This is a genomic window from Nocardia sp. NPDC127526 (genome assembly GCF_042672265.1).
Classification (GTDB): domain Bacteria; phylum Actinomycetota; class Actinomycetes; order Mycobacteriales; family Mycobacteriaceae; genus Nocardia.
Genome location: NZ_JBHXVO010000015.1, coordinates 68,909 through 81,635 on the forward strand (window position 1 = coordinate 68,909; position 12,727 = coordinate 81,635).

Below are 12,727 nucleotides of genomic sequence, written 5' to 3' on the forward strand. Positions count from 1 at the left end.
TGCGCGTGTCCGGTGATTACCAGGTCCAGTGCGGGACTTCCCGCAGCGGATGCAGTTGCTCATCGGTTTCGGCCTGCGAGTTCTGCTGTGCGACCTGCGCGCCGAACTCGACGTGCTCGCGCACGGCCGCCCGGAATTTCTCATCCGCCGGGAGCCCCGCCGCGTCGAGCGACTCCAGGTACACGTCCACGAAACGCTGCCGCTGCGCATCGGTGATCCGCAGCCCGCGGTGGGCGTCGATAATGTAGGGAAAGCCCAGCTCCCGCGTGAAACGGTCTGGGCCGCCGAAGGATTCGGCGGTGAACCAGGTCAGATGGTCGACGTGGGTGGGTACCCGCACCGGAAACAGCTCCCGTAGCACGGGATCGGCCAGGGCCTTGTCGTAGAAGATTTCCTCGAGTTTGTGCAGGGCGTCCTCGCCGCCGGCGAACTCGTACAGACTCACCATGGCTCACTCGTTCCTGAGGTGCGGTGATCGTTGCCGTTCCAGGCTAACCGCGTACGCCCGCCGCCGTTGGCTATTCGAGGCGATGCGCACCCGCGGCGGGTGTGACGGCGAAGCTGCGTGGCGCGTCGAAGTGGCTGTGAGCGAAGGCATCTCGCACCGCGGCGATCATCGCGGGCGCGCGGTCGTGATCGACGAGGGCGATCACGCTGCCGCCGAAGCCGCCGCCCACCATGCGGGCGCCGTAGGCCCCGTTCGCCACCGCCGTGCCCACGGCGAGATCCAGCGGCGGCGCGGACACCTCGAAATCGTCGCGCAGGGAAGCGTGCCCGGCGGTGAGGGCGGGGCCGATGGCACGCGGATCCGCGCCCGCGCGCAAGCGCTCGGTGACCGCCAGCACCCGGGCGTTCTCGGTCACCACGTGCCGGGCGCGGCGGCGCAGGACCGGATCGGCCACCCGGTCCAGCGCGTCGACCGAGGTCACGTCCCGCAGAAACGGAACGTCCAGTTCCTCCGCCGCGGCGGCACATTCGGCCCGCCGGCGCGCATATTCCCCGTCCACCAGCCGATGCGGGCTCCCGGTATCGAAAACCAGCAGCTCCAGGCCGAATCGGTGCAGATCGAAGGGAATCTGTTCGGTGGCGCCGGTGCGCACATCGAGGAACAGCAGGTGCCCCGCGGTGCACAGCATGGCCGCCGACTGATCGAGCACACCGCTCGGCACGCCGACATAGACGTTCTCGGCGCGCCGCGCGATATCGATGATCTCGGCCGCGGACACGCTGGGCGCGAACAGGTCACGCAGGGCGATGGCCACCGAGCACGACAGCGCCGCCGAGGAGGACAGGCCCGCACCCATGGGCACGGTGCCGTCGAGTTCGAGCTCCACACCGGGAATCTCGTGGCCGCGCCGCTCGAATTCCCTGATCACGCCGAGTGGATAGTGCGCCCACCCGGGCAGTTCCTGCCAGCCGGAGGTGCCGAGCGCGCACAGCGTGGCGTCGACCTCGTCGCAGGGCGCCTGCCGAGATCGCAACCGCACCTTGCCGTCCGGGCGCACGGCCGCCGTGCAGGTCACGCCCAGTGGCACGGCCATCGGCAGCACGTATCCATCGTTGTAATCGGTGTGCTCACCGATGAGGTTGACCCGCCCGGGGGCGTGCCAGCGACCTGCTGTGTCCACCTTGCCTCCGCTTCGCTCCGGCTGTTCGCATTTCAGCAACGTACAGAGAGTCACCAGTGAGCAGTTCGACGAGCCGTGCAGGCCGTTCGGTTCGATTCGCAGGGAGCATAGCGAGTCTCGCAAACAGCGATCCTGCGGGTTCGCTCAACTCCCCTACGAACTGCGGCATTTCGTGTCATGATCGATTCGGTTGCCCAGATCTCGACGGCGCGTTTATTCGAGTGGCCGCGGATTCTGCGGGACCTATGCTCGTACAGCAATACTCGGTTCACGATCACCGATGCCCTTCGAGCTCTGCTCGGTGAGCCGGCGGTCGTGTATTCGTGGTTGATGAGGTAGCGACGAAGGCGGCACGGTCACTGGGGACGGAGCGGACAAAGGGGGGCGGGTGGGTACAGACGTAGAACCGGCCGGTCAGTCCGGACGGCATCGCAGAATCTGCTGGCGCAGCCTGTTGTTCGGCTGCGGCATAGTCATCCTCTCCCTGCCACTGGTCATCGACTCCCGCATGCTGGCGCTGGTCACCCTGTTCGGGACGGTCACCATCAGCCTGGTCATGATCGGCGTGGGCGTGCACCGCTACCGGCCCGGCCACCCGTTGCCCTGGTATCTGCTGTCGGCCTCGGCGGTGCAGTTCACCATCGGCACCGCGCTGCGCGATATCACCGACTCGCAGCACCATCCCTTCGACGATCTGTTCACCCTCAGCGGCTACTGCTGCATCGGCGCCGCCGCCGTGCTCTGGCTGCGGCCCCGGCAGAACAGCACCGACCACGATCTGCTGCTCGACTCCGGCCTCATCGGGCTCGGCGCGCTATTGCTGTCGTGGACCTTCCTCATCTCGCCCATTCTGCACAAGGCGCCGGGCCTGAACTTCACCACCGTCACGGCCGTCACCTATCCCGTGGTGGACGCCCTGCTGCTCACCGTGATCGCGCATTCGGTGGTGACCTCCGCCCGCTCGGAGACCTCGCTGCGGCTGGTGTATCTGGCCATGCTCGTCATCCTGGCCGGCGATCTCGGCTATTCCCTGGAAACCGCCGGCTCGGCCGAGCTGGGCCGCCAGATCCTGCTCATGCCACTGCAGCTCGCCTACACGCTGATCGGCGCGGCGGCACTGCATCCGAGCATGGTGGTGCTGGGCGGCCCGCGCGATATCCACGCGCACCGCTCGCGCCAGCGCGCCAGCATCATCGCCATTGTCATGATCGTGGCCTCGCTGGTGCCGGTGGTGGGCTCCAGCCTGGACATGATGGACCGCGTGGTGGTGTCCTCGCTGTTCGCCCTGCTGCTCGGCGGCGTGCTCCTACGCTCCGAACGCGCCATCGAACGCAGCGCCCGCAGCGAGCGGCGCGCGCAGTATCAGGCAGACCACGACATGCTCACCGGACTGCTGAACCGCGCCGCCCTGCTGCGGGCGCTGCACCGTAATCGGGACCGCTGGGGCGATCAGCAGCTGGCGCTGCTGTTCATCGATCTGGACGGCTTCAAGCGGGTCAACGACAACTACGGGCACGCGGTGGGCGATGAGCTGATCGCCAATGCCGCGGCCCGGATTCGCCGCATCATCCGCCGCGACGACGCGGCCGCCCGCTACGGCGGCGACGAATTCGTGGTGCTCGCCCCGCTGGGCCGCCAGCAGGCCCTGCTGCTGGCCGAACGACTATTGGCGGCGCTGGGTGAGCCCTTCGAACTCAGCGCCGCCGAGGTGCGCATCGCGGCCAGTATCGGAATCGCTTGCAGCGGCCCGCGCGGCGCGGATACCACCGTCTATGAGCTTCTGCGAGAAGCCGATTCGGCTATGTACCATGCGAAGGAATATTCCCTGGGGTACGTTTTCCATGCCGATGTCAGGCATGGCCACCCGGAGTCCGGACCGCGCACGTGGCACCGGGAGTCCGCGGTCTGACGTCATAATCTCTGTCACCGCACGGATATTCGGGTAAATATGCAGTTCTCTGTGTCATCGCGTACCGCCGCCGCCACTGTTGCCTGCGCGGCCGCATTAACTCTCGGCTCGGCCGGTACGGCACTTGCCATTCCCCTGGAACCCGCCATCACCACCGACGTCACCACGCCGGTGGGCGCCGAGGACGTTGTCGGTGTCGACGGCACCGGTTCCGCCTCGTTGTCCGCCGATACCGGTTCGGTGCAGAATCTCGTGACCGGATCGGCCTCGGGATCGGGCGCCGGCGGAACCGGTTCGGGCGGAAGCGGTTCCGGCGGCGGTGTGCCCGGCTCCGGATCGGCCAATTTCGGCAACCGGGTCGCCCAGATGGGTCCCGCCATTGCCGGCGGCATCGAACAGCTCATGCGCGCGCTGGGATTCCGGCCCGGTCCGCTCCCCGCCTGCCCGGAGGGGCTGGAGCGCACCGGTGACGGAATCACCTGCCGCTGAGCGCAACTAGAGTTCAGCCCGCCAAGTCGTCGAGTAGCCGACGGGCATTCTCGAGCTCCGCCTGGAGCTGCTCGACCTTGGCGCGCTGCTGCTCGCGCACCGCCTCCAGAATCGAATCCACCACCTCGGCGACCTCCGGGTGCAGGATCTTGGCCGCCTGCGAGACCGCCGAACTCGGCACGGACAGCCCCTTGATGGTGCGCTTCTTGCCGTTCACCACATCCAGGGTCCACTCGCCGTCGGCGGTGCCGCTGAGGGTGACGGTGACCTCGGGCGCCTTGGGCTTGCGCGCCGCGGCGCCGGCCGCGGCCGCATTGCGCGCGGGCCGGGAGCCGCCCTTGGCCGCGGGCTTGTCCGCATTCGCCGCGGCGGGCTCGGGCGCGCTGGGGGCTTGGGGCGCCTCGGCTTTCGGCGCCGGGGCGGGCGGCGGCGCAATCGGGACACTCGGCGGGGCGGTCACGGGCGACGGCATCGTCACTGTGGAGTCCTTCCTGGTTGCCGTTTTCGGTTTCGTCGCACCGGCCGCGTCTTTCCGGGCCGGTTTGGTCAGGGTCACCTCGGTGGGGCCGAACGACAGCACATCCTTCGAACCGGTCGGCTTCACCTGCAGGAAATCACCCTCGGACGGATCGCCGAGCGAGATCACCTTGCCGGAACGGCCTTCCGGTACGCCGACCGCCGCCGCCGTGAACCACACCATCGGCGGTTTGCCCGCGTCGATTTCCGCGGCGATATGCCGAATCTCGGTCTCCGACAACGGCTGTGGCTTGGTGGTACGGGACGACATGGGGCTCTCCGAGCGGACGGTTGGACATCTGCGTGCACAGAGCATGCCCCATGGCACCGACAAATCCACATCCGGAGATTGCGCACCACCCTCGCCGCACAGGTCAGCGAACGTTCAGCCATTCGATTCGTGCGGCCCACGGAGCATGGCCGGCGGCTCCGATCGTAGGCCCACACCGCCACTCTCGCGCAACTTTATAGTTGTTCCACTCCGCGCAGCACACACTGGACGGTCTCGGGCCGGGTCACCGGATCGAGCCGGGTCTCGGTGACGAAACCCTGCGTCGCGCCCGGCGGCACCACCACTTCGGTGCTGGTGCGCTCCAGCACCGCCGATTCCGGCGTCAGGAAGCTCACCACGACCAGATAGCGATGTTCGACCGCGTCCCGATTGCTCACCACCCCGGCGGCCTGCCAGCCCGCCGAGGTGCCGCCGCAGGCGGTGACGAAGGCGCTGCGCTGCATTTCCGGCATATCCGCGGTGTCGAGTTCGGGCGCCGGGTCCCCCGCCCGGCTACAGCCGGACAGCAGGGCCGCGGCCCCGCAGACGAGGGCCCCGCCGACGACACCGACAAGCCTCAGGTAGGGGGCGATCACGAATCTCCCTTTCCACCGCGCACTTCCGCCCCCCGCAACACCGTTGCCATTCGTTAGCTGCGCGCAGAGTACCCCACCACGACCGCGTGTCGTCACATGACACGACTTGCGTGTCGCGTGACACGCCGTCAGGCGTCCACTTTCGATTGCCGGTACAGCTCCTCCAGAATGTGCACCAGCTTCGCCTCGGTGTGCTTGATGGCGATCGAGATGAACGGCTCGATGGCCTTGCCCAGCGCCTTGCCCGCGAGCCCGCCCGGCAGCTGGTACCACACGTCCACGGTGACCGCCCCGCGCTCGGGCCCCAGAGCCTCGAACCGCCAACGGGATTGATTGCTGAAACCGGACACCGACTCGCTGGCGAACACCTCGTTCTCCACGTACTCGGTGAGCTCGACGGTGGCCTTCAGCACCACCCCGAGCTTCATGGCGCCCTCGTACAGCGCACCCACCTGCCGGTGCGGCACATCCCCGACCAGCGTGAAGCTCTGCAGGCCGTAGACGAAGTCCTTCCAGTTCGACATGTCCGCCATGTACGCGAAGGCGAAGTCGGCCGGGACCGCCGCCTCCCCGCGATGATGAATGTGCACCATGGCCCGTCTCCCATCCCCCCGCCGCGACCGCCGAGCATTCGCGGCAAGATCCAACAGTCGAAATTTACAGCACTGTATCAGGGCTCGGAAACGGGCGCAGCGCAGCGAATCTCAGCGTACGCCCAGCGTTTCGAGCACCCGCCGGGCCTGATAGTCCGCGCCGAGCTGATTGGGGTGGAAGGGCACCGCCGGGCCGACCGGGTGGCCGGAGAACGGGATCAGGCCCTCCACCCAGCGGACGCCGACGGGTTGGCAGGCGTCGTGGCCGTGACTGCCGCTGTAGGTGTCCACGAAGTCCACGCCCGTGGTGGCGGCGACCCGGGCCAGCATGTGGTGCAGCTCGAGCAGTTTGGCGCCCAGCCAGATGGCGTCGGCATCCGAGATGGGGATCTCGGGAAAGCAGCCGCCGTCGAGATCGACGGCTTCGAAGTAGTCGAGCAGCAGGATGCGGGCGTTGGGCGCGCGATCCTTGATGCCCTCGACAGTCGCGACCACGCGGGATTCGGCGGTGGCGATATTGGCCGACATCTGATCGACGCCGCCGGAGACGAGCGTGCTCAGGCAGGGGCTCACCGCCGGATCGACTGTCACGCAATCCATGACGGTGTCGGCCAGCCCCGCGTCATTGCCGCCGATGCTGATGGTCACCAGATCGGTCGTGGGCGAGAGCCGGTCGAACTGCGGTGCGTTGCCGCGCTGTTCAGCGGTCATGTTCGCGGTGGTCGCACCGCCGCAGGAGGCGTCGCGGAATTCCGGCACGGCCAGCGCGGCGGCGACCTGCCGGGCGAAATTGCCCGCGCTCTGGACGCAGTTCACCGGCGTGAACTCGGTGGTGATCTGCGTGATCGTGGCGTCGGCGGCCCACGAATCGCCCAGTGCCACATACTCGGTGAAGGCCGGACCGGCGGCCTCCGGTTCGGCGTGGGCGACACCGACGGGCAGTACCGCCGCGATCGCCACGGACGTCAGCAGTACCCGTGAATTTCTCATCTGCGCTTCCTCGACCGGCCCCGGATTCCGAACTGGTCTCTGGACCAGTTCCGGGTGGTCAAGCTAACAGCCGCCGCCCGGACCGTCCAACGCAGTGTCGAAAGGGGCTGCGTCACACCCGGTCCGCCGATTCCGCGCGCTCGTAGCCGAGCAGCACATCGTGGTACAGCTCGCCGTCGGCCACCGTCACGCGGCTGAAGACCGGCGGGTAGCCGCGGGCCATGACCGTGTACCGACCCTCGGCCAGATCGGGGACCTGATAGCGGCCCGCGTCGTCGGTCCGGGTGATGGCGACCAGATCGCCCTCCTCGTCCAGGATGGTGATCTGGGCATCCGGAATCACCCGTCCCGCATCGGTGCACGCCGATCCCGCGAGCACGGCGCGCGGGGTCAATTCGATGTCGTGGCACAGCATTCCGGTCTCGGGCACCACCAGGGTGGTGGCCGACGGGCGCATGTGCTCGGCGACCGCCACCAGGGTGTAGGCGCCGGCCAGGACACCGCGGCAGCTGTAGGCGCCGTCGGCCGCGGTGGTGGCGGCGGCGATCACGTCGCCGTGCGCATCGGTGAGCGTGACGGTCGCCTCCGCCAGCGGCAGGCCACGGCCCGCCAGGCGCACCACGCCGGAGATCTCACCGGCCCCGGTGAGAACGACATCCAGCTGATGCGGGCGCTTGCCGACGGTGAGGGAGACCGCACTGGGCTGATATCCGGTGGCCGACACGATGAGCACATAGGCGCCCGATCGCGGCGCACCGATGATGTACACGCCCTCGTCGTCCCCGATGGCGCGCGAAACCTGGCGTCCGCGTTGGTCTATCAGCGTCAGCACGGGATCGGCGACCGCGTGGCCGTCCTCGCGATGCACCCAGCCGGCGATGGACAGACCGCGCGGCGAGACCACGCGCAGGGCGTCGTCGGCGACCGGCTCGGGCTCCGGTTCAGGTTCGGGCTCCGGTTCCGGTTCGTAGGCGATCTCGGGCGCGGCCTCGGCCATGGCGGGCATCGGCATTTCCTGGAGCGGAAGCTCTTTCATGAACATAAGCACGATCGCCGCCAGCACCGCGACGGCGGCCGCCACGTAGAAGACCCCGCTCATGGCGTCGGTGAACCCGATCAGGATGGGCGTCTGCAAATGCGGGGGCAGGTCGACGACGCCGCTGGTATTGCTCTGGATCTGGCCGAGCTGGGCGGGCGAGAACTCCGGGGGCAGCGCGCCGCCGAAGGCGTCGATGATCCGGTCCGGCAACAGGTTGAACAGGACGGTCAGGAAGACCGCCACGCCCAGCGTGCCGCCCATCTGCCGGAAGAAGGTGGCCGAGGCCGTCGAGACGCCCATATCGGCATGCGGACTGGCGTTCTGGGCGGCGATGATCAGCGTCTGCATACAGCCGCCCAGGCCGAATCCGATGACGCCGCAGTACACCAGCGGCTGCCACAGCGGGCTGTCGTACTCGACGAGGGCGAACAGCACCGAGCCGATCGCGATGACCAGCGATCCCAGGATGGGCAGCACTTTGTAGCGGCCGGTGAATTTGGTGACCAGACCGGCCAATTGGGCGCCGATCATGATGCCCGCCACCAGCGGGAGCATCATCAGCCCGGCCTTGGTGGGCGAATATCCGCGCACCACTTGGAAGTACAGCGGGACGAGGATGATGGCGCCGAACATGGCCACGCCGACAATGGTTCCGCCGAGGATGGCGATGCTGAAGCTGCCGCTGCCGAACAGCCGCAAGGGAATCAGCGCGGCGTCCTTCATGAGGAATTCGGCGAGCAGGAACAGCACCAGCCCGGCGGCGGCGACCCCGTAGCAGAGCAGGGCGCGGTCGGACTGCCAGCCCCATTCGCGGCCCTGCTGGGCGACCAGCAGCAGCGGGACGGTGCCGATGGTGAGGGTGATGGCGCCGGCCCAGTCGGTGCGCTGGGGCTGCCGCCGGAAGGGGAAGTCCAGCACCTTGGCGACGACCAGCAGGGCCAGCAGGCCGATGGGCACGTTGACGAGGAAGACCCAGCGCCAACCTTCAAGGCCGACCAGTCGGTCCGCATTGGAGAAGAACCCGCCCAGCACCGGGCCCAGCACCGTGGCGATACCGAAGACCATCATGAAATAGCCCTGGTAGCGCACTCTTTCACGCGGCGGCACGATATCGCCGATAATGGTGAACGCCAGCGACATGAGCCCGCCCGCGCCAATGCCCTGAACGGCGCGGAACACCGCGAGCTGGGTCATATCGGTGGCGAAGGTGCAGGCGATCGAACCGATCACGAACACCCCGATGGCAATGAGGTAGCACGGTTTGCGGCCGTGGATATCGGCCAGCTTCCCGTACAGCGGGGTGGAGATGGTGGCGGTGATGAGGTACGCCGTGGTGGCCCAGGCCTGATCATCGAATCCGTGCAGGCTGTTGGCGATCCGCACGATCGCCACGCTCACGATGTTCTGATCCAGGGCCGCCAGGAATACCCCGAGTAGCAGCCCGGACAAGATGATCATGATTTGCCGGTGCGACAACACATTTCCGCCCTCGGCATCCGGGGTGGGGATGACGCGCGGCGCTTGCGTGGTATTCGTCATGTTTGGGGCCCTTGTCGGATTTCGGCTGTCCGGACATGCGGTGCTACTCGAAAAGACCTCGCCATGAAGCAATTCGGGCAGCTTACCCGTGCCGATCAGGGCCCCTGACGGCACGTCCCCTTTTGCGGCGGTTACCCCTCCACTTGTGCGTACAGCGGAATCCCGGTGTGGAAGAACCGGATGAGCTGCCCGATCCGTACGCAGTGGTCGGTGCAGCGGCCGAAGTGGTGCATGAGCATAGCGATATCGATGGCCATGGCCGACCCGTGCGACCAGCCCGGATCGGCTGCGGCCTCGGAAACCGTGGCGCGCAGGCGATCCATGCCGCCATCACGCGTGACCAGCGCGCGGTCGCGCGGCGGATTGTGCGCCGCAATCACTTTCACCACCTCGCCGGTCAAAGCGACTATGGCGCTCGATATCTGGTCGATCTGATCGAGGATCTCCTGTGGTGCAACCGATTCCGGGTACCGGCGCACCACGACGTCGGCGATCCGGCTCAGCGAGGTACCGATGTCCAGCAAGTCGTCGGCAATCTGGATGGCGGTCACCACGTGCCGCAGATCCCGGGCCACCGGCGCCTCCAACGCGAGCAGGATGACCGAGCGGTCCTCGCACTTGGCGTGCTCGACCTGCACCTGTTCCTCGAGCGCGAACACCTCGTAGGCGGCGGTGAGGTCACTGCCCCCGAGGGCCGCCGCAGCGCGCTCGGCCGCCTCCTGGGTCAACCGCGCCATATGTGCCAGCTCATCGGTCAAAGCCATGAGCTCGATGGAGAATTTCGTCCGCACCCGCATATCTTGTCCGCCCGACACCACACCTGCACAATATCGCGGCAAAACCTTTATCCCTGAATGCTTCTCGGCCTGTCCGCGTGAAATTAACCGACCGCCCAGCCTGATGAACAATCCGGAACAAAAGACCGACCGGTGCGTCGATTCCGGGCAAACTCCCGGCGGTGCCGCAGACTGACCCTCGTGGCCGACAACTCCGTTCCCGGGCAGAACGAGGCGAGCGCCTCCACGGGCAGCCGCATGCCGTCCTGGCTGCCCCGCGCCATGATCCTGGCGCTGGTCCTGATCGGCGTCTTCGAAATCGCGAACTGGGCGGCCTACCGGCTCATCGACATCGGCATCATCATGACGGTCGCCTTCTTCATCTCGCTGGCCATGGAGCCGGCGGTGGACGCGCTGGCCGCGCGCGGCATGCATCGCGGGCTCGCGGTCGCCGCGGTGTTCATCATCGTGTTCGCCTGCACCGTCGGCTTCATCGCCACGCTCGGCGTGCTCGCGGTGGAGACCGTCGGCAATATCGCCACCGAACTCCCCCGGCTGCTCGACGAGCTCATCGTGTGGGTCAACAAGACCTTCAACCAGGGCTTCACCGTGGATCAGCTGCGCGATCGGCTGTTCAAGGACTCCGATGTGGTCACCCAGTACGCCGAACGCGCCGCCGACAATGCCTGGGGCCTGTCCAGCAGCGTGCTCGGCGGGCTGGCGCGGGTGCTGACCATCGCGCTGTTCAGCATCTACATGACCGCCGACGGGCCGAAGCTGCGGCGCACGCTGTGCTCGCTGCTGCCGCCGGCCAGGCAGGGCGCGGTGCTGCACGCCTGGGATCTGGCCATCGACAAGACCGGCGGCTATCTCTACTCGCGGGCGCTGCTGGCGGTCATCTCGGCCATCGCGCACGGGGCGTTCCTGGCGCTGCTCGGCATACCCAATGCGTTCGCCCTCGGCATCTGGTTCGGCGTGGTCGCCTCGTTCGTGCCGACCGTGGGCACCTATATCGCGGGTCTGCTGCCGATCCTGGTGGCGCTCACCGTCGATCCCCTCGACGCGGTGTGGATCATCATCTTCGTGGTGGTCTACCAGTGGATCCAGGACTATGTGCTGCAACCGCGCATCACCGCCCGCACCGTGGACGTGAATCCGGCGGTGGCGCTGCTGGCGGTCATGATCGGCGCGGCGCTGCTCGGCGCGGTGGGCGCGGTGCTCGCCATTCCGGCCACCGCGACCCTGCAGGCGTTCCTCGGCGAGTACGTCAAGCGCTACGAGGTCGCCGAGGATCCGCGCATCGACCGGCACGAGCGAAAGGGCACGGATCGAAAGGGCAAGGGCCGCGCCGGGACCGCGCCGCGGGGCAGCACCGCGACCGGGGGTTCTTGACCGTGCCCCGGGTGCGGGCCATGGTGGTGCGATGGGCACCGAAGAGGTACGCGACGGCGTCAAGCTCACCAATCTGGACGCACTGCTGTTCGACGGTGCGGACGCCACCAAGCGGGATCTGATCGGCTATTTCGAGGCGGTCGGCGACCGGCTCGTGCGGCAGCTGACCGACCGGCCGCTGTCGGTGATCCGGGTGCGGCCCGGGCAGGAGCCGTTCATGCAGAAGAACCTGCCCAAATACACGCCGGACTGGGTGCACCGGGTGACCATGTGGGCCGACAGCTCCAAACGCGAAGTGACCTACGCGCTCTGCGATGACGTGCGCACGCTGCTGTGGTTCGGCAATCAGCGCGCCATCGAATATCACACGACGCTGCTGCTCGCCGATTACAGCGCGGGACCGACGCATCTGGTGCTGGATCTGGATCCGCCGCCCGGGGAGCACTTCCGGCAGGCGGTGCGCGCCGCCGAGCTGGTGCGCGCGGCATTGGCGAACGACGGTCTGGCCGGTGCGGTGAAAACCAGTGGGGCCAAGGGCGTTCACGTCTTCGTGCCCATCGCGCCCGGGACCGATATCGAGGATGCGGCGGCGGCCACCCGGGCCATTGCCGTGCGCGCCGAACGCCTGGATCCCGAGCTCGCCACCACCGCGTTCATCCGGGAGGATCGCGGCGGCAAGGTGTTCATCGACTCCACCCGCGCGGGCGGGGCGACCGTGGTGGCCGCGTACAGCCCGCGCATCCGGCCGGGCACGCCGGTGTCGTTCCCGGTGGGCTGGGCCGATCTGAGTGCGGCGTCGCCCGGGGATTTCACCATCCGCAATGCCGCGAAACTGCTCGGCGAGCGCGACCCGTGGGTGCAGGAAATGCCCGAGCCGCAACGCCTTCCCGAGGATCTGCTGGCCGAGGGGCACACCATTCCGGTGGCCCGGGTCCAGGCCATGCACGAGGGCAAGCGCCGGGCCCGGGCCAAACGCGAGAACTGACCCG

12 protein-coding genes are annotated in these 12,727 nt (G+C 67.8%); 4 read left to right on the forward strand and 8 right to left on the reverse strand.

What is annotated here, in order from left to right; genetic code table 11:
- Positions 1–16: 16 nt before the first annotated feature.
- The gene (locus ACFVIV_RS23225) at positions 17–448 is read right to left on the reverse strand and encodes a group II truncated hemoglobin (protein ID WP_379199551.1); all 432 of its coding nucleotides are present in this window, start codon (positions 446–448) and stop codon (positions 17–19) included.
- A 70-nt stretch (positions 449–518) separates the two neighbouring features.
- Positions 519–1,628, reverse strand: a complete 1,110-nt coding sequence (gene galK / locus ACFVIV_RS23230) for a galactokinase (RefSeq protein WP_379199553.1) — start codon at positions 1,626–1,628, stop codon at positions 519–521.
- Positions 1,629–2,016: 388 nt separating this feature from the next.
- Here galK and ACFVIV_RS23235 point away from each other — a divergent pair, with 388 nt between their 5' ends.
- Together ACFVIV_RS23235 and ACFVIV_RS23240 are read left to right on the forward strand one after the other, a co-directional pair.
- Positions 2,017–3,537, forward strand: coding sequence for a diguanylate cyclase domain-containing protein (locus ACFVIV_RS23235; protein WP_379199555.1), 1,521 nt, complete (start codon positions 2,017–2,019; stop codon positions 3,535–3,537).
- A 51-nt stretch (positions 3,538–3,588) separates the two neighbouring features.
- Positions 3,589–4,026 carry a hypothetical protein gene (locus ACFVIV_RS23240; protein WP_379199557.1) on the forward strand — a complete coding sequence of 146 codons (438 nt, stop codon included), beginning with the start codon at positions 3,589–3,591 and terminating at the stop codon, positions 4,024–4,026.
- A gap of 13 nt (positions 4,027–4,039) precedes the next feature.
- Here ACFVIV_RS23240 and ACFVIV_RS23245 read toward each other — a convergent pair whose 3' ends face one another.
- The 6 genes from ACFVIV_RS23245 to ACFVIV_RS23270 form a co-directional block, all read right to left on the reverse strand.
- Positions 4,040–4,813, reverse strand: coding sequence for a DUF6319 family protein (locus tag ACFVIV_RS23245; protein WP_379199559.1), 774 nt, complete (start codon positions 4,811–4,813; stop codon positions 4,040–4,042).
- Positions 4,814–5,007: 194 nt separating this feature from the next.
- On the reverse strand, positions 5,008–5,409 hold the full coding sequence (locus ACFVIV_RS23250; RefSeq protein WP_379199561.1) for a hypothetical protein: 402 nt from the start codon (positions 5,407–5,409) through the stop codon (positions 5,008–5,010).
- A 128-nt stretch (positions 5,410–5,537) separates the two neighbouring features.
- Positions 5,538–6,002, reverse strand: coding sequence for an SRPBCC family protein (locus ACFVIV_RS23255; protein ID WP_379199563.1), 465 nt, complete (start codon positions 6,000–6,002; stop codon positions 5,538–5,540).
- A 111-nt stretch (positions 6,003–6,113) separates the two neighbouring features.
- A complete protein-coding gene (locus tag ACFVIV_RS23260) occupies positions 6,114–6,992 on the reverse strand; it encodes an SGNH/GDSL hydrolase family protein (protein WP_379199565.1) in 879 nt (292 codons plus the stop codon).
- A 112-nt stretch (positions 6,993–7,104) separates the two neighbouring features.
- Complete coding sequence (locus tag ACFVIV_RS23265; RefSeq protein WP_379199567.1) at positions 7,105–9,570, reverse strand: MFS transporter; 2,466 nt, start codon at positions 9,568–9,570, stop codon at positions 7,105–7,107.
- 131 nt (positions 9,571–9,701) lie between these two features.
- Positions 9,702–10,361, reverse strand: coding sequence for a phosphate uptake regulator PhoU (locus ACFVIV_RS23270; protein WP_379199569.1), 660 nt, complete (start codon positions 10,359–10,361; stop codon positions 9,702–9,704).
- 186 nt (positions 10,362–10,547) lie between these two features.
- Here ACFVIV_RS23270 and ACFVIV_RS23275 point away from each other — a divergent pair, with 186 nt between their 5' ends.
- On the forward strand, positions 10,548–11,738 hold the full coding sequence (locus ACFVIV_RS23275) for an AI-2E family transporter (RefSeq protein ID WP_379199570.1): 1,191 nt from the start codon (positions 10,548–10,550) through the stop codon (positions 11,736–11,738).
- A 31-nt stretch (positions 11,739–11,769) separates the two neighbouring features.
- Positions 11,770–12,723 carry a non-homologous end-joining DNA ligase gene (gene ligD / locus ACFVIV_RS23280; RefSeq protein ID WP_379199572.1) on the forward strand — a complete coding sequence of 318 codons (954 nt, stop codon included), beginning with the start codon at positions 11,770–11,772 and terminating at the stop codon, positions 12,721–12,723.
- Positions 12,724–12,727 lie beyond the last annotated feature (4 nt).

Excerpts from the sequence above, each read along its gene's own strand:
- ACFVIV_RS23260 (WP_379199565.1), bottom strand. The coding sequence starts at position 6,992 with ATGAGAAATTCACGGGTACTGCTGACGTCCGTGGCGATCGCGGCGGTA.
- ligD (WP_379199572.1), top strand. The coding sequence starts at position 11,770 with ATGGGCACCGAAGAGGTACGCGACGGCGTCAAGCTCACCAATCTGGAC.
- ACFVIV_RS23245 (WP_379199559.1), bottom strand. The coding sequence starts at position 4,813 with ATGTCGTCCCGTACCACCAAGCCACAGCCGTTGTCGGAGACCGAGATT.
- ACFVIV_RS23225 (WP_379199551.1), bottom strand. The coding sequence starts at position 448 with ATGGTGAGTCTGTACGAGTTCGCCGGCGGCGAGGACGCCCTGCACAAA.
- ACFVIV_RS23265 (WP_379199567.1), bottom strand. The coding sequence starts at position 9,570 with ATGACGAATACCACGCAAGCGCCGCGCGTCATCCCCACCCCGGATGCC.
- ACFVIV_RS23255 (WP_379199563.1), bottom strand. The coding sequence starts at position 6,002 with ATGGTGCACATTCATCATCGCGGGGAGGCGGCGGTCCCGGCCGACTTC.